We start from the raw sequence: 14,813 nt of genomic DNA, 5'->3' as shown, positions 1-14,813 counted from the left end.
TTGCCCTTGACGATCGCGAAGGCCCGGCCGTACTTCCCCGGACGAGGAGGCTCGTCAGCAGGAACACGACGCCGCCGATGACCAGCACGATGTACAGCTGCCACTGGTCGTCGTAGAGCCCGCTCCCTCCGGCGCACTGACGAAGCGGGCGGACAGGCCCTGGGAGCCGCCGGTGTAGTCGCTGAGCCGCTTGGCCAGCGGCACACCGACGATGGGCAGCGCGATGGTGACCATCGCGATCGCGAGCCCACCGAGGCGGGCGGCGGCCAGCGCCACGACCAGCCCCGCGAGGGCCGGGAGCAGGCAGGTCAGGACGAAGACCAGGACGATGTTCCACCCTTGCGAGACCCCGTACGCAGTGACGTACGCGCCGAAGCCGAGGAAGAAGATCTGGCCCAGCGATACCTGCCCGGTGTAGCCCATCACCACGTTGAGCCCCAGCACGGCGACGGCGAAGACGCCGATGCGGGCGAGCGTGTCGTTGGCGCCCTCCGTCATCACGAGCGGCAGGACGGCGAGCCCGACGACGAGCAGCAGCGGAGCTCCCCAGCGCACCCACGGGCGCTGCCGGAACGACGGGCCCGACGACGTGGTGGCCGACGACGTCGGGGCGGACGTCGTGGGGGCGGACGTCTTGGAGGAGGAGGAGGCCATCACACGCGCACCACGGTCTTCCGGCCGAACAGGCCCTGGGGTCGGACGATGAGCACGACGAAGATGAGGATGAAGGGCACGGCGACCTTCAGGTCGAAGCCGATGAAACCGACGTACACCGCGGCCAGGTTCTCCAGGACGCCGATCAACCACGCCGCGACGACGACGCCGATCGGGCTCGTGAGACCGCCGAGGATGACGGCGGCCAGCGCGTACACGAGGGCGTTGTCCAGCATGCCCGGCGTCAGGGTGAGCTGCGGCGCGACGAGCGCACCGGCGACGGCGCCGAGCACCGCCGCCAGTCCCCAGCCGACCATGAGGAGGCGTTCGACGGGCAGTCCGGAGAACGCCGCGGACTGGGGGTTGATCGCGACGGCCCGCAGCGCCAGACCGAGCTTCGTGCCGACGAAGAGCGCCTGCAGCAGGCCCATCGCCACGACGATCACGAGCGTGGTCCCGATCGAGCGGATGCTGACCGAGACACCCAGGACCGACACCGTGTCGAGGGAGAAGAGCGAGGGAACTGCTGGTTGTTGTACCCCCAGAGCCACCCGGCGATGCCGGTGATCAGGGTCAGCAGACCGATCGTGACGACGACGGCTGTGTCGGGGTCGCCGCGCTCGAACCGCCGCATCAGGAACCGCTCGAGCACTGCGCCGAGCAGGAAGGAGAAGATGATCGACCCGACGATGGCGAGGACGAGCGGCACGCCCTGGTTCGTCAGCACCCAGGCGAAGTACGCGGCCAGCACGGCCATGCCGCCCTGCGCGAAGTTGATCAGGCCGGTCGCCGAATGGACGAGCACGATCGCCAGCGCGAGCGCGGCGTAGACCGAGCCGGTGGACAGGCCGTCGACGACGAGTTGGACGAACTTCTCCATATCAGCCTCCCAGGTAGGCGCGACGGATCTCGTCCATGCCCTTGAGCTCGGCGGACGTGCCGGTGAGCACGTTCCGCCCGGTCTCCAGGACCGTCGCGCTCTCGACGAGACTGAAGGCGAGATTGGCGTTCTGCTCGACCACCAGCATGGCGATGCCGGATTCGGTGCGCAGGCGGTGGATGGCGTCGTAGACGTTCCTCGCGGTGCTGGGCGCGAGGCCGAGCGAGGCCTCGTCGAGGAGCAGCAGCCGCGGCTTGGTCATCATCGCCCGGGCCACCGCGAGCATCTGCTGCTCACCGCCGGACAGAGCCGAACCGTTCGACCCGATGCGATCCTTCAAGTTGGGGAACAGGTCGAGGCAGTAGTCGATGTCCTCCTCGATGCCCTTGCGGTCCTTGCGCAGGTACGCGCCGACCCGGAGGTTCTCCCGCACCGTCAGGTCGCCGAACGTGCCGCGTCCCTCCGGTACGTGCGCGATGCCCAGGCCGGCGACCCGGTCGGGCCGCATGCCGCGGATGTCCTTGCCGTCGAAGACGATGCGCCCACCGGCGCGGACGGTGCCGCTGATCGCACGGAGGGTGGTCGTCTTGCCTGCGCCGTTCGCACCGAGGATGCCGACCGCCCCGTTCTCCGGAACGCTGAGCGACACGCCGTCCAGCACCTGCACGGGGCCGTAGGACGCGGTGACGTCCTCGAGCTCAAGCAGCGTCATCGTCGGCGTCCTTCCCGATGTAGGCCTCGATGACGGCGGGGTCGGACTGCGCCTCGGCGGCCGTGCCCTCCATGAGCTTGGCCCCGTGGTCCAGGACGACGACGCGGTCGGTGAGGGCGGCGATGAGGCCCATGTGGTGCTCGACGATGACGACGGTGATGTCGTCCTCCGAGCGCAGGCGCCGGACCGTCTCGATCAGGGTCTCCACCTCGGAGTGCGGGAGCCCGGCGGCCGGCTCGTCGAGGAGCAGCAGCTTCGGCTTCATGAGCAGCGCGCGGCAGAGCTCGACGCCCTTGTGCAGACCGTGCGACAGCTCGTCGGCCGGGAGGTGCGCCGCCCAGCCGAGACCGTTGCGCTCGAGCAGGTCGAGCGCCTCGGCGCGCAGCTGCTTCTCCGCACGCCGGGTGCGCGGCGTCCGCAGCGACCACTCCAGCGCCCCGCCGGGGAGCCGGGTGTGCGCGCCGAGGAGCACGTTCTCGAGCACCGTCTCGTGCAGCTGCAAGGCCGGGTGCTGGAAGGTCCGGGCCAGGCCGTGACCGGCCAGCGTCGCCGGACGCGCGCCCTGCACCTCGGTGCCGTCGATCCGCACGGTGCCCGAGGTGGGCTTGTAGTGCCCGCTGATGCAGTTGAACAGCGAGGTCTTGCCGGCACCGTTGGGCCCGACGAGCCCGAAGATCTGCCCCGGCTCGACGACGAAGTTCACCGCCTCCAGCACCCTGATGCCGCCGAACTGCAGGCTCACGTCCTGCAAGGTCAGCTCAGCCGCCATGAACCGTCTCTCCTTGCCGTGGGGGTGCTCGGGTGTGAACCGGGTCTCAGCCCGCCGGGGAACCTACGGACCCCGGGACGGATTGACAACGATTTTGGCGGGAAAGTTGCACAGGCGTCACCAACGCCCGATCGGGTGACCCGTCAGGGGATCCGCTCCCCTCGAGGAAGGACCAGGGCGCCGACCGCGACGAGCCCGGCGAGGCACACGAGCACGCCCGACTGGGCCGCCCCGGGAGCGACGGCCAGGCCCACCGCAACCACCATCGGCGGACCGAGCAACTGCCCGATGCCCGACCCCTGGGTGACCAGGCCGATGGCCGCGCCGGCCGAGCCGGTACCCGCCGACACCGCAGCGAGACCGGCGAAGAGGGCGGACGGAACGAGGCCTGCGACGAACGAGAAGGCGATCGCCGACGCGACCCGCAGGGAGACCGGGAGCGCCGGATCGAGCACCCCCAGACGGTTGCGGCCATGCCGGCGCACCCCGCCGAGATCACCCACCGCAGTGGCGCTCCCCGGTGCAGGAGGTACGCCCCGAGGAGGTTGGCCGGTGCGTTCACCAGGAAGACGACGGCGCCCAGCAGTCCCGCCGCGGCGACGGACAGCCCTTCGTCGCCGACCAGCGCAGCCGGGAGCAGCCCGACCACGGCCAGGTACTGAGCGGAGTAGAGGCCGAAGACGACGGCGATGATCACGACGGACGGCGAGCGGAACGCCCCCAGCAGCCCGCCGACCGACGCCCGCCGGCGCACCGTGGCGGACGGCACCCAGCGCAGGACGACCAGGAGCACGGCCGCCGCCACGCAGGCATCGGCGACCGACGCGCCCCGCCAGCCGACCAGCCCGATCGCGGACGGTACGAGCAGCGCCGCCAGGCCGGAACCCACCGGCATGTAGGCGCCCCAGGCTCCGGCGACGAGCCGTCGGTGCGTCGGCGCGGACACCTCCGAGAGCAGCGGCGGCGCGGCGAGGATGACCATCACGAGCCCGAGCCCCTCCGCGACCCGGGCCACGAGCAGCCCCGTCAGAGAGTCGACCATCGCACCACCGAGGTCGGCGACGACGATCGCCGCCAGACCGAACCGGACCTGGCGGCCGAAGCCGAGGGTCTGCCCCAGCCACCCGAGCAGGACACCGCCGGCAGCGCTGAGGGCGCTCACCGTCGACAGGTACCAGGCTGCGGTGGCCGAACTGAGCCCGAAGTCGTCCTCGAGGACCGGCAGCGCGGCCGCGGCACCCCCGATCTGCGCTGCGGCGACCACCCCGGCGCCCATGAGACCGGCCACGGCGCCCCAGGACGTCCGTCCGGGGTCGCGCGCGGCGGGGATCGGAGTCCCCGGGCCGACCGGCCGACGCGCCATCGCCTGTCCCCTCCGCTGTCCGGACCGGGCCACTCTCGCCGGTCGTGACGCCGTCGTCGCGCCGGGGACGGTGGGCCGGCCGACGAACACGTCAAATGACCCGGATCTGCCGTCATCCGACGCATGCCGAGCGGCCGGAACGGTCGGGGCGGGGTGACGGATGACTGTGTGCTGCACCACAACGATCGCTCTACGCTGCAAGCGGCGATGTGGCGCGGCCCGACGCGGCCGGCCACGTCATGGGTCATCTGCGCACACATCGGGGCAGGAAAGCACCCGGACCGCGCGCTGAAGGGAGACACGAGTGACCGAGCCCGGCAGCGTGCCGGTCGATCTCGGGATCGTGGGCGGCGTGCGGGCGGCCTCGGTCGCAACCGCCGGACGCCTCCGGGCCCTGCCGCGGACGGCCCTGACGTGGCGGACGCCCGAGCTGCTGGAGCCGATCCCCGCCGGCCGTCGCCGGCGGGACGAGACCGACGACGTCACCACATCCGGCGCCCTGATCGATGCGCGCGGTCGCGATGAGGCGCGTCGAGCGCGACACCTCCGAGTTCCACGGGCCCGACATGGTCGTCGTCCGGCGGGGGTACGGCTGCGAGGCGGTGCCCGTGCGGACCCCGGCGAACCTCGAGCACCCCGAGGGGCACGACGTCGAACCTGTGCACTGACGGGTCCACCCGGGCAACGGAAGAGCGCGAACCCACACAAGCCGGCCGACTTCCTGGCCACCAGCCGTCCCCCATGAGGACGGTGTCCACGCAATCACACGAGGACGGATCACTATGACCGCGAAGAACCTGCAGGAACTGCTCGACCAGACCGGGGACACCGTCGGCCTGCTGCGCAATTCCCAGCTGGGCACCTACATCTACCCGGTGGTGCCCTCGGAGTTCACCAACTGGCGGCGTGAGCAGAAGGCGTGGCAGCAGACCGCGGTGCTCTTCGACCAGACCCACCACATGTTCAACCTGTTCATGCGCGGCCCCGACGCCCTGAAGCTCATCTCCGACACCGGCATCAACAGCGTGGCCAACTTCCCGGTGAACATGGCCAAGCAGTTCGTCCCCGTCACCCCCGCCGGGAACGTCATCGGCGACGGGATCCTCTTCCACCTCGCCGACGAGGAGTACGTCTACGTCGGCCGCGCCCCCGGCGCCAGCTGGCTGCAGTTCAAGGGTGAGACCGGCGGCTACGACGTCGAGATCCGCAACGACCCGCGGTCGCCCTCCCGGCCGTACGGCAAGGCCGTCACCCGCGACCTGTGGCGGTTCCAGATCCAGGGGCCCAACGCCTGGCCGATCATCGAGAAGCTCCACGGTGGCGACGTCGAGCAGCTCAAGTTCTTCCGCATGGGCGAGATGACGATCGCCGGCGAGACGGTGCGCACGCTGCGCCACGGCATGGCCGGCGCCCCGGGTCTGGAGATCTGGGGCCCGTACGAGAGCTACGACCGGATCCGCGAGGCGATCCTCGAGGCCGGCCGCGAGTTCGGCATCGAGCCCGTCGGCTCCCGCGCCTACTCGACCAACACCCTCGAGTCCGGCTGGATCCCCTCGCCGCTGCCGGCCATCTACACCGGCGAGGAGCTGCGGCCCTACCGCGAGTGGCTCGGCGCCGAGAGCTACGAGGCCACCAACGCCATCGCCGGAAGCTTCGTCTCCGACGACATCGAGGACTACTACACCAACCCGTGGGAGCTCGGTTACGGCTCCTTCGTGAAGTTCGACCACGACTTCATCGGCCGCGACGCCCTGGAGGCCATCGACCCGGCCACCCAGCGCCGCAAGGTCACGCTGGAGTGGAACTCCGACGACCTCGCCACGCTCCTGTCCTCCCCGGTCGAGGGCGCGAAGTACCAGTTCTTCGACCTGCCCAACGCCAACTACGGGTCGTCGAACTTCGACAAGGTCATCGACGCCGACGGCACCGTGCTCGGCGTCTCCATGTTCACCGGCATCTCGGCGAACGAGCAGAAGGGTCTGTCGCTGGCCACCGTCAGCCCCGACGTGCCGCACGGCGCCGAGGTCCGCGTGGTCTGGGGCGAGCCCGACGGCGGCAGCGAGAAGACGACCGTCGAGCCGCACGAGCAGTTCGAGGTCCGCGCCATCGTCAGCCCCGTCCCCTACGCCACGATGGCGCGGGAGACCTACCAGGGCGGCTGGCGCACCACCGGCAAGGCCTGATCCCTCGCGACGCCGGAGGCCGTGGCCCGGGCGACGATCCTCGTCGCCCGGGCCACGGCCGTCTCACGTGCGCCGCGGGCGCGCCGCTACGTCAAGTGTCGCGTCACGATCAAGCCCACGCGGTCGCCGGAAACGGTCATCCGCGTGACCCGGACCACAGGTGGGATCCCTAGCGTGGAGGCACCCGCGGCAGGGCCGTCCGACCGGTCCTGCGGCGCTCCTCGGACGGGTGCTCCCGCCGTCCGTTCCGCGACGAGAGGCCCACATCCACCATGCCCCCGAGAGTCTCGCGACAGCCCTCGCCCGCGCCGGCAGCCCGGTCGAGCTGCTGCGCAACCTCGCCTTCCCCCGAGCACCTTCCCGGTGCAGCCGGAGTTCACCAACTGGCGTACCGAGCAGCGGGCCTGGGTGGACACCTGCGCCCTGCTCGACCAGTCGCACCACATGCACGACCTCTTCGTCGAGGGCCCGGACGCGCTGCGGCTCTTCAGCGACACGGGCGTCAACAGCTTCGCCAACTTCGGCCCCGGCAAGGCGAAGCAGTTCGTCGCGGTGGACCCCGAGGGCCACCTGATCGGTGACGCCATCCTCTTCCACCTGGAGCAGGACTCCTTCGACCTGGTCGGCCACCCGATGGTGCTCGACTGGGTCACCTTCCACCTCGAGCGCGGCGACTACGAAGCCACCGCTGAGCGCGACCCCAACTCCCACCTGCGGAAGTCCGGCCCGCCCAGGCTCTACCGCTACGAGCTGCAGGGCCCGACCGCCGCCGCGCTCATGGCCGAGGTGTCCGGCGCACCGCTGCCGGACGTGAGGTTCTTCACCATGGCCGAGTTCACCATCGCCGGCCGCCGCGTCCGTGGCCTGCGGCACGGCATGGCCGGTCAGCCGGGCTACGAACTGTTCGGCCCCTGGGCCGACAGCGACGCCGTCCTCGAGGCCCTGCTGAGCGCCGGGGAGAACCACGGCCTCGTGCGGGTCGGCGCCAAGGCGTACTCGACGGCCAACCTCGAATCCGGATGGGTGCCCGCGCCCATGCCGGCGCTGTTCTCCGACGACCCGCTGATGAAGGAGTACCGGGAGTGGCTGCCGGTCACGAGCGTGGGATCCATCGGCGGCAGCCACTCCTCCGACGACATCCGGGACTACTGCCTCACGCCGTTCGACATCGGATACGGCAAGACCGTCAAGTTCGACCACGACTTCGTCGGCCGGGCGGCGCTGGAGAAGCTGGCCGAGGCGCCGCCGCGCACCAAGGTGACCCTGGTCTGGAACGCCGAGGACGTCACCACGGCGATCGGCTCCCTGTACCGCCCGGGCCCCGGGGCCAAGTTCATCGATCTGCCGAAGGCGCGCTACGCCACCCACCACGAGGACGCCGTGCTCGTCGACGGCCGGCAGGTCGGCATCTCGCTGGACTGCGGCTACCTGGCCAACGAGCGCGTCATGGTCTCCCTCGCCACGCTCGCCAACGAGTACGCCGTACCGGGGACCGAGGTGACCGTGCTGTGGGGCGAGCGGCCGGTCTCGGCCAAGCCGGCGGTCGAGGAGCACGAGCAGGTGGAGATCCGGGCCACCGTCGCCCCCGTCCCCTTCGTGGACTTCGCCCGGGAGGCCTACCGCTCCCGGTGAGCCGGTAGCCAGCACGATCGCGATGACCCGCTGCCGGCCCTGGCCGGCAGCGGGTCGTCGTGGTCCCGGGGTCGTCGGCACGGCGGCCGCGCTCGCCGCGACCGGTTCCCGCCGCCGGGTGTGCTGCCGGCGCGCGGCCCGGTCACTCGAAGACGACGGTCCGGTTCCCGTGGATGACGACGCGGTTCTCGGTGTGCCAGCGCACGGCGTGCGAGAGGGCCCGGGTCTCGGCCTCGCGCCCCCGGGCGGCGAGCTGCTCGGGGCTGAGCGAGTGGTTCACCCGGAGCATCTCCTGCTCGATGATCGGGCCCTCGTCCAGGTCCGCGGTGACGTAGTGCGCCGTCGCGCCGATGAACTTCACCCGCGCGCGTGCGCCTGGTGGTACGGGCGGGCGCCCTTGAAGCTCGGCAGCATCGAGTGGTGGATGTTGATGGCCCGTCCCCCGAGCTCCTGGCACAGCCCGTCGGAGAGGATCTGCATGTAGCGGGCGAGCACGACGAGCTGCACGCGTTCCTCGCGCACGATGTCGAGCAGCGCTGCCTCGGCCTCCGGCTTCGTCTCCCGCGTCACCGGGATGTGCCGGAAGGGCACGCCGTAGAAGTCGGCGATGTGCTCCAGGTCCGGGTGGTTGGACACGACCGCGACGACGTCCAGGTTCAGCTCGCCGATCGAGTTGCGGAAGAGCAGGTCGTTGAGGCAGTGCGCGTACTGGCTGACCATGATCAGCACCCGCTGCCGCTCGGCCGCATCCGCCATCCGCCAGCTCATCTGGAAGCGCTGGGCCGTCTCCTCGAAGGCCTGGCACAGATGGGCGAAGTCCAACGGCCCGCCGTCCACGTGCGCGAACTCGACCCGCATGTAGAACATGCCGGTCGAACCGCTGTCGAACTGGTGGCTCTCCACGATGGTGCACCGCTCCTGCACGAGCAGGCCGGACACTGCGTGGACGATGCCCGGGGCATCCTGGCAGGACAACACCAGGACGCCGTGCTGGGCGTCGGCGGGCCGCGTCATCGCGTTCCTCCTCCTGATCGGTCCCGCGGCCGGACTGCCGGCTGCGGCTGGTAGGTCTGGCGCCGCCCCTCGGGACGGCTGCTGGGTCTCCGGCCGGGCGCATTGTGGTGCGGTGCGACCTGCGTCAGGCCGGGTGGGACACCTGGTTGTCGAAGAGCGCGATGCCGGCCGCGGTGTTGGACGCCGGCACGAAGTAGTCGGAGTGCACCTTGGTGATCCGGTCGTTCATGGCCCCCGCATGATCAGCCACATGATCAGCTCGATGCCCTCGGAGCCGGCCTGGCGGATCAGCTCCTCACGGGACAGCGCGGCGAGCGCGGCCGGGTCGGTCTCGATCTTCTCCATCCAGAAGGCATCGAACTCCGGGTTGATGAACCCGGCGCGGGTGCCGGCCAGCTGGTGCGACATGCCTCCGGTGCCGAGGACGCCGACCGTGACGTCCTTCGGATAGCTCCGGATCGCCCGGCCGAGAGCCTGGCCGAGAGCGAGGCACCGCGCCGCCGTGGGCTGCGGGTACTGGATGACGTTGACGAGCAGCGGGATGACCGGACAGGGCCAGGCGTCACCGGGGTCCGGGGTCCAGACCGACAGCGGCACGGTGAACCCGTGGTCGACGTCGAGCTCCTGGAAGATGGTCAGGTCGAAGCCGTCGTCCACCAGGCTCTCCACCAGGTGGAAGGAGAGCTCGGGATCGCCGACGACGTCGGGCACCGGTCGGCGACCGAAGCCCTCGTCCGCGACGTCGTACCGCTCCGCCGTGCCGAGCCCGAAGGTGGGCACGAAGTCGAGATCGATGCCGTTGGCGTGGTCGTTGTAGACCACGATCGCGACGTCCGGCCGGTGCTCGGCCAGCCACGCCCGCGCCGGCGCGTAGCCGTCGAAGAGCGCCTTCCAGGCCGGGTCGTCGGACTTGCCTCGGTCCATCGCGGCACCGATCGAGGGCACGTGCGAGGTCGCCAGACCCCAGATCACCTCAGCCATCCCGGCGGCCCCCGGCCTTCATCGCGGCCAGGAAGTTCTCCTCGCCCATGCCGGTGAACACGCCGCCGAGGTACTGCATCGACCGGCCGTCCATCATGGCCAGCTTGTACACGTAGAAGATGCTGCCCCCGAGGTCGATCATCGCCTGCCAGTCCCGGTCCAGCACGGCCTGCTCCTGCTCGGCCGTCAGGCCGAACTCCTGGCAGTAGGCGGCCTCGTCGGCGAGGAAGCGCTCGCGGCTGCCGGCATCGCGCAGGCTCATGAAGAGCTTGTTCATGCGCAGTCCCCGCCGGCTGGTGTCGCCGTCGAAGATGGGGGTGCCCGGCAGGTCGCGGCGGCCGGCCCCGGAGCCTGTGCTCATGGCTGTCCTGTGTCCTCTCGGTGGTACCGGCGCCTTCCCGGGCGCTGTCAGGTGCGCGGTCACGTGCGTTCCTGGGGATGGGTGGCGAGCGCCTCCACGTGGACGTCGAGCCACGGGGCCATCGGCAGCGACATCAGGGCGTCGTGGAGCGCAGCCGGATCGTCGGCCTCGTAGAGGCCGATCGTCGCGTTGCGACCGGGCACCCGCCACAGCCGCTTCAGCACCCCGGCCGCGCGCAGCTCCATGGCACGGGCGCGCTCGCCGGCCCGCAGCGCCTCCCGCCGCTCCGCCGGGGTGTCGGCGGGCAGCCGGTTCTCCGACCGCACCAGGAACTCCACGTCAGATCCCTGCCTCTCCTGATCGGACCGGCTGTCGGCCGGCGAGCTCCAGCAGCACTTCGGCGAGCTCGTCCGGTGCCGTCACCATCGCCTCGTGGCCGGTCGCCAGCTCGTGGACCGGCCACCCCTTCGCCCGTGCCCGGTCGGCCTGGGCGGCGAACACCCGCATCCAGTCCGTGCACTCGACGAAGGCCGCCGGGACGGCGTCGACCGCGCCGGTCAGCCGCAACGGATCGGTGTAGGTCTTCCACGGGTGGGCGGTGAGCTTCGGGCTCAGCCACGCGAGGTCGGTCTCCTCCGTCACCCCGAGGACGGACAGCTTGCGGACCGCCACCAGCCAGCCGAACCCCTGCTCGGCCGCCGACTCCGCCCAGTGGTGCTCGACCGTCTCCGGCAGCAGGTCCCGGGCCGCCTCGCCGTCGGACCCGACGAACGCGTCGAGGTAGATCCGCAGCGCGACGGCCTCCGGGCGGCGGTCGGCGACGGCGGTCACGATCTGGCCGGCGTAGCTGTGCCCGACGAGGACGACGTCCTCGAGCCCCCGGACGTCGACGAGCCGGACGACGTCCTCGACGTGGGTCTCCAGCCCGACCAGCGGGCTGAGCAGGTGCGCGCGCTCCGACAGCCCGGTCAGGGTCGGGGCGTGCACCTCGTGGCCGGCGTCCCGCAGCCGCGGGGCCACGCGGTCCCAGCACCAGCCGCCGTGCCAGGCCCCGTGCACCAGGACGAAGGTGCTCATTCCTGCACGTTCCCGGGCGCCGCGCACGTCACGGGTGAACCCTCCTCGTGGGGGTCGGTACGACGGCGGCCGTGGCCACGACCGCGTTCCTGCTGGACGGTAGAGGCATGGCCCCGGTCGAAGGATCGTCCCGATGTACCGCCAGGGCCACCGCTGGAGCGCACCAGGGGTACGTCATCCGTCCTGGGGCGCCGCACGACGGCCGACGGACGAGGGCGCGGCGCGGTCACAGGTCGAGGACCAGGCGCCCACCCCTGGCGCGGGAGACGCAGATCATCATGGTGTCCCCGAGGTCGCGTTCCTCGGCGGTGAGGACACCGTCCCGGTGGTCCGGGCATCCCTCCAGGACCCGCGTCTCGCAGGATCCGCACCGGCCTCCCGGGCAGGCGGGCGGCACCTCGAGGCCGGCGTTCCGCACGGCGTCGAGGATCGACGCGCCCGGGGGCACGACGAGGGTCAACCCGGCGGTGGCGCACACGACCTGGATGGCCCCCACCCGGTGCTCGGGTGCCGGGGGCCGGCCGGGCGTGGGGACGACGCCCACGGCGCACCTCCCTCGGGGAGCCTCCGACCGGTGGGCAACTGGCCGGTCCGGTCGTCGACGCTAGGAGCGGCGCGACCCCGGCGGATCACCCGCTTGACCGACGTCGGGAGCCGTGCCTGTCGCGCAGGCGCCGCGACAAATGACGTCCTCGCCGTCAGCGGGGCCGGACCAGCCCCTCCTTCACGGCCAGCAGGGCCGCCTGGGTCCGGGAGCTCAGCCCCATCTTGGTGAGCAGGTGGCTCACATGGGTCCGCGCCGTCCGTTCGCTGATGAACAGGTGGGCGGCGATGTCCTTGTTCGACTTCCCTCCGCCACGAGGACCAACACGTCCTTCTCCCGGGCCGTGAGGACGCCGAGCCCCGTACGCGGAGCGCGGATCTCCTGCGTCAGGCGCCGGGTGACGGCGGCGTCCAGGAAGACCTCGTCGCGCACCGCGGCCCGCAGCGCCCCTCCACCTCCGCGGGGCTGGCGTCCTTGAGCAGGTATCCGGACGCGCCCTGCTCCAGGGCGGCATGCACCCGCTCGGTCTCCCCGAAGCTGGTCAGGATGACCACCTTCACCTCCGGGAACCGGCGCACGATCTGCCCGGTCGCCTCGACGCCGTCCATCTCCGGCATCTGCAGGTCCATGAGGACGACATCGGGCAGGACGCCGTGCGCGGCCGACCGCGCGAGGCTGTTCAGCGCCTCTCCCCGTGGCCGGCCTCCCCGGTCACCACGACGTCCTCGAGCGCCTCCAGGTAGGCCACCACTCCGCGGCGCACGACCGCGTGGTCGTCGACGACGAGGACCGTGATGCTGGGCGAGGGCGCGTTCATGGCGCCACCGTCGCATGGGCGATCGGATCCGCCGGCAACGAGGTGACCAGGGGCAGGGTCAGGCGCACGCAGGTGCCGCCGTCGGGGACCTCGTGCACCCGCACCACTCCTCCCCAGCGGGCTGCCCGCTCGCGCATGACGGTCATGCCGAACCCGCTCGACGGCGGCCTCCTCTCCTGATCGCCGTGCGGTGGCGCACCGAAGCCGCGGCCGTCGTCGGTGACGTCGGCGACCAGGCGCCGCCGGCGGCCGTGGGACGTGACCGCGAGCCGGACACGGACGGCCGTGCCGCCCGCGTGCTTGACGCTGTTGTGCACCGCCTCGGCGACGATGCGGTACACGTCCTCGATCAGGTCGGTGTCCAGCGCGTCGAGCTCGGCGGCGGGGTCGGCGATGTCGAGGGTCACCGCCAGCCCCGCCCGCGCGACCGTGGTGTCCACCAGCGAGTGCAGGGCGGCGGTCAGGCTGCGTCCGGCGGTGGTCGCGGGTCGCAGCTCGACCACCATGCCGCGGAGATCGGCGAGGACGTCCTCCGCGGTGCTGCTCAGGTCGTCGGCCACCTGCGCCACCTTCTGGGGCGCCGGCTGGAGCCCGCGGCCCACGAGCACGCCCAGGCTGCGGGCCTGCATCATCATCGAGAAGACCTGTTGGACCACGGAGTCGTGCAGGTCCCGGGCGAGCTTCTGCCGCTCCTCGCGACGGACCAGGTCCCGTTCGCGTTCCAGGAGCTCGGCGTGGTCGACCGCCATCGCGGCCTGCTCGGCCATGGCCAGGAGGAACTCCAGCTCCGTCTCCCCACCGTCTGGCCCGGCGCGAAGAAGGCGTTCAGGATGCCGACCGGCTCTCCCCGCGCGAGGAGGGGGACGCTGGCGAACCAGTCCCACCGTGGTCGCAGCATGAGTTCCCGCAGCGGCTCCCACGCGGGGTCGGTGATGATCCGCTGGTACCGGTCGGCCACGACCATGGGCTCACGCTTCTCGAGGGCCTCGAGCATGACCAGCCGCGCGCCCCGGGCACGGCACTCCATGAGCTTGTCGAAGAACTCGGTGGACCGGCCGAACCCCGCGGCGCCCATCACGTGCAGCCGGTTGCCCGCCGAGTTGACGGTGAGCACCTGCACCCCGGCGAGCGCGTCGGTGCGCGCGACCTCCTGCGCCAACGCCTCGAGCGTCCCCACGAGGGAGCGCTTGGACGCCACGCTGGACGCCGCCTTCGCGATCGCCGCCAGCCGCCGCTGCTGCAGCCGGCTGACGGTCACGTCGCGGAAGGAGACCACCCAGCGGGACCGTTCCGGCACCTGGTTGAGCACGTAGGCGAACTCCCGCCTCGCTCCCAGGGTCGGCGTCCACTCGACCGTGAGCTCTCCCGACCGGGCGGTGGCGGCGAGCTCCTCGGGCACCGGGAAGGGGGACCTGGCCCCGACCACCGCGCCGGGGGCCAGTCCGCACAACTGGACGGCCGCGGGGTTCGCCTCGACGAAGCGACCGTCGGCGTCGATGACGGCGAGTCCGTCCGGGGCGTGCTCGACGACGTCGGCGGACGCTGTGTCGGTCATCGGGTGGGAGCCGGGACGGCTCGCTCGACTGCGTCCACGGTGTCCCCCTTCCTGGGCTCCGGACCGGTCGTGCAGGGAGCCAACCATGCCCGCCCGGAGCGGGTCGATCGCTCTCACCCGGTGGCGTCATACCCCGGTACGACCCGGCCCAGCCCATCGGGACGACCACCTCGAGCCGCTCGCCGGACGCGGACGGCGCGGGCGCAGGGCCTGCCGGGGCCCCCGGCGGGGGACTCCGGAGGCGAAGACCTCACCGCCGACTGCCTGCGGC

The 14,813-nt window shown here is 71.6% G+C and carries 18 protein-coding genes and 2 pseudogenes; 3 read left to right on the top strand and 17 right to left on the bottom strand.

Annotation, left to right across the window (positions count from 1 at the left end; all coding sequences use genetic code 11):
* Positions 1-54: 54 nt before the first annotated feature.
* The 6 genes from U6N30_RS09200 to U6N30_RS09175 are packed head-to-tail and all read right to left on the bottom strand — an operon-like array spanning position 55 to position 4,378.
* Positions 55-654, bottom strand: a complete 600-nt coding sequence (locus U6N30_RS09200) for an ABC transporter permease subunit (protein WP_324278214.1) — start codon at positions 652-654, stop codon at positions 55-57.
* Positions 654-1,151 carry an ABC transporter permease subunit gene (locus U6N30_RS09195; RefSeq protein ID WP_324277051.1) on the bottom strand — a complete coding sequence of 166 codons (498 nt, stop codon included), beginning with the start codon at positions 1,149-1,151 and terminating at the stop codon, positions 654-656. Before U6N30_RS09195 ends, U6N30_RS09200 begins: the two co-directional genes overlap by 1 nt.
* Positions 1,097-1,534 (bottom strand): branched-chain amino acid ABC transporter permease, encoded by a 438-nt coding sequence (locus tag U6N30_RS09190; protein WP_324277050.1) that lies wholly within the window; start codon positions 1,532-1,534, stop codon positions 1,097-1,099. The genes U6N30_RS09195 and U6N30_RS09190 overlap by 55 nt, the downstream gene beginning before the upstream one ends.
* Before the next feature lies 1 nt (position 1,535).
* Positions 1,536-2,246 carry an ABC transporter ATP-binding protein gene (locus tag U6N30_RS09185; protein ID WP_324277049.1) on the bottom strand — a complete coding sequence of 237 codons (711 nt, stop codon included), beginning with the start codon at positions 2,244-2,246 and terminating at the stop codon, positions 1,536-1,538.
* Positions 2,233-3,015 (bottom strand): ABC transporter ATP-binding protein, encoded by a 783-nt coding sequence (locus U6N30_RS09180; protein WP_324277048.1) that lies wholly within the window; start codon positions 3,013-3,015, stop codon positions 2,233-2,235. Before U6N30_RS09180 ends, U6N30_RS09185 begins: the two co-directional genes overlap by 14 nt.
* 46 nt (positions 3,016-3,061) lie before the next feature.
* Entirely contained in the window at positions 3,062-4,378 is a 1,317-nt protein-coding gene (locus tag U6N30_RS09175; protein WP_324277047.1) for an MFS transporter, read from the bottom strand.
* Between the two features lie 521 nt (positions 4,379-4,899).
* Here U6N30_RS09175 and U6N30_RS09170 point away from each other — a divergent pair.
* The 3 genes from U6N30_RS09170 (at position 4,900) to U6N30_RS09160 (ending at position 8,193) form a co-directional block, all read left to right on the top strand.
* Positions 4,900-5,046 carry a hypothetical protein gene (locus tag U6N30_RS09170; protein ID WP_324277046.1) on the top strand — a complete coding sequence of 49 codons (147 nt, stop codon included), beginning with the start codon at positions 4,900-4,902 and terminating at the stop codon, positions 5,044-5,046.
* A gap of 114 nt (positions 5,047-5,160) precedes the next feature.
* A complete protein-coding gene (ligM, locus tag U6N30_RS09165; RefSeq protein ID WP_324277045.1) occupies positions 5,161-6,561 on the top strand; it encodes a vanillate/3-O-methylgallate O-demethylase in 1,401 nt (466 codons plus the stop codon).
* 363 nt (positions 6,562-6,924) lie between these two features.
* Positions 6,925-8,193, top strand: coding sequence for an aminomethyl transferase family protein (locus U6N30_RS09160; RefSeq protein ID WP_324277044.1), 1,269 nt, complete (start codon positions 6,925-6,927; stop codon positions 8,191-8,193).
* 142 nt (positions 8,194-8,335) lie between these two features.
* Here U6N30_RS09160 and purU read toward each other — a convergent pair.
* The 11 genes and pseudogenes from purU to U6N30_RS09105 all read right to left on the bottom strand — a co-directional run bounded on the left by purU (position 8,336) and on the right by U6N30_RS09105 (position 14,542).
* Positions 8,336-9,207 (bottom strand): annotated as a pseudogene (gene purU / locus U6N30_RS09155) (formyltetrahydrofolate deformylase).
* Between the two features lie 225 nt (positions 9,208-9,432).
* Entirely contained in the window at positions 9,433-10,188 is a 756-nt protein-coding gene (locus tag U6N30_RS09150) for a class III extradiol dioxygenase subunit beta (protein ID WP_324277043.1), read from the bottom strand.
* On the bottom strand, positions 10,181-10,549 hold the full coding sequence (ligA, locus tag U6N30_RS09145; RefSeq protein ID WP_324277042.1) for a protocatechuate 4,5-dioxygenase subunit alpha: 369 nt from the start codon (positions 10,547-10,549) through the stop codon (positions 10,181-10,183). Before ligA ends, U6N30_RS09150 begins: the two co-directional genes overlap by 8 nt.
* 59 nt (positions 10,550-10,608) lie before the next feature.
* A complete protein-coding gene (locus U6N30_RS09140; protein WP_324277041.1) occupies positions 10,609-10,887 on the bottom strand; it encodes a muconolactone Delta-isomerase family protein in 279 nt (92 codons plus the stop codon).
* A gap of 1 nt (position 10,888) precedes the next feature.
* Positions 10,889-11,626, bottom strand: coding sequence for an alpha/beta fold hydrolase (locus U6N30_RS09135; RefSeq protein ID WP_324277040.1), 738 nt, complete (start codon positions 11,624-11,626; stop codon positions 10,889-10,891).
* A 226-nt stretch (positions 11,627-11,852) separates the two neighbouring features.
* Positions 11,853-12,170 carry a 2Fe-2S iron-sulfur cluster-binding protein gene (locus tag U6N30_RS09130; RefSeq protein ID WP_324277039.1) on the bottom strand — a complete coding sequence of 106 codons (318 nt, stop codon included), beginning with the start codon at positions 12,168-12,170 and terminating at the stop codon, positions 11,853-11,855.
* A 154-nt stretch (positions 12,171-12,324) separates the two neighbouring features.
* A pseudogene (locus U6N30_RS09125) lies at positions 12,325-12,465 on the bottom strand (response regulator transcription factor); the annotation flags it as partial.
* Between the two features lie 91 nt (positions 12,466-12,556).
* Positions 12,557-12,799 (bottom strand): response regulator, encoded by a 243-nt coding sequence (locus tag U6N30_RS09120; protein WP_324277038.1) that lies wholly within the window; start codon positions 12,797-12,799, stop codon positions 12,557-12,559.
* A 50-nt stretch (positions 12,800-12,849) separates the two neighbouring features.
* Positions 12,850-12,987, bottom strand: coding sequence for a helix-turn-helix domain-containing protein (locus tag U6N30_RS09115; protein WP_324277037.1), 138 nt, complete (start codon positions 12,985-12,987; stop codon positions 12,850-12,852).
* Positions 12,984-13,622, bottom strand: coding sequence for a sensor histidine kinase (locus U6N30_RS09110; RefSeq protein ID WP_324277036.1), 639 nt, complete (start codon positions 13,620-13,622; stop codon positions 12,984-12,986). The genes U6N30_RS09115 and U6N30_RS09110 overlap by 4 nt, the downstream gene beginning before the upstream one ends.
* A complete protein-coding gene (locus tag U6N30_RS09105) occupies positions 13,619-14,542 on the bottom strand; it encodes a PAS domain-containing protein (protein WP_324277035.1) in 924 nt (307 codons plus the stop codon). The genes U6N30_RS09110 and U6N30_RS09105 overlap by 4 nt, the downstream gene beginning before the upstream one ends.
* Positions 14,543-14,813: the final 271 nt, after the last annotated feature.

This window comes from Blastococcus brunescens, assembly GCF_035320885.1.
Lineage (GTDB): Bacteria > Actinomycetota > Actinomycetes > Mycobacteriales > Geodermatophilaceae > Blastococcus_B > Blastococcus_B brunescens.
The sequence above is the reverse complement of the archived record's forward strand: the minus strand, read 5'-3'. Positions and strand labels throughout refer to the sequence as shown.

Coding starts and splice junctions, on each gene's coding strand:
- U6N30_RS09115 (WP_324277037.1), bottom strand. CDS start 12,987: ATGAACGCGCCCTCGCCCAGCATCACGGTCCTCGTCGTCGACGACCAC.
- U6N30_RS09180 (WP_324277048.1), bottom strand. CDS start 3,015: ATGGCGGCTGAGCTGACCTTGCAGGACGTGAGCCTGCAGTTCGGCGGC.
- U6N30_RS09170 (WP_324277046.1), top strand. CDS start 4,900: ATGAGGCGCGTCGAGCGCGACACCTCCGAGTTCCACGGGCCCGACATG.
- U6N30_RS09135 (WP_324277040.1), bottom strand. CDS start 11,626: ATGAGCACCTTCGTCCTGGTGCACGGGGCCTGGCACGGCGGCTGGTGC.
- U6N30_RS09185 (WP_324277049.1), bottom strand. CDS start 2,246: ATGACGCTGCTTGAGCTCGAGGACGTCACCGCGTCCTACGGCCCCGTG.
- U6N30_RS09200 (WP_324278214.1), bottom strand. CDS start 654: ATGGCCTCCTCCTCCTCCAAGACGTCCGCCCCCACGACGTCCGCCCCG.
- U6N30_RS09150 (WP_324277043.1), bottom strand. CDS start 10,188: ATGGCTGAGGTGATCTGGGGTCTGGCGACCTCGCACGTGCCCTCGATC.
- U6N30_RS09110 (WP_324277036.1), bottom strand. CDS start 13,622: ATGATGATGCAGGCCCGCAGCCTGGGCGTGCTCGTGGGCCGCGGGCTC.
- ligA (WP_324277042.1), bottom strand. CDS start 10,549: ATGAGCACAGGCTCCGGGGCCGGCCGCCGCGACCTGCCGGGCACCCCC.
- U6N30_RS09190 (WP_324277050.1), bottom strand. CDS start 1,534: ATGGAGAAGTTCGTCCAACTCGTCGTCGACGGCCTGTCCACCGGCTCG.
- U6N30_RS09175 (WP_324277047.1), bottom strand. CDS start 4,378: ATGGCGCGTCGGCCGGTCGGCCCGGGGACTCCGATCCCCGCCGCGCGC.
- ligM (WP_324277045.1), top strand. CDS start 5,161: ATGACCGCGAAGAACCTGCAGGAACTGCTCGACCAGACCGGGGACACC.
- U6N30_RS09120 (WP_324277038.1), bottom strand. CDS start 12,799: ATGGACCTGCAGATGCCGGAGATGGACGGCGTCGAGGCGACCGGGCAG.
- U6N30_RS09105 (WP_324277035.1), bottom strand. CDS start 14,542: ATGACCGACACAGCGTCCGCCGACGTCGTCGAGCACGCCCCGGACGGA.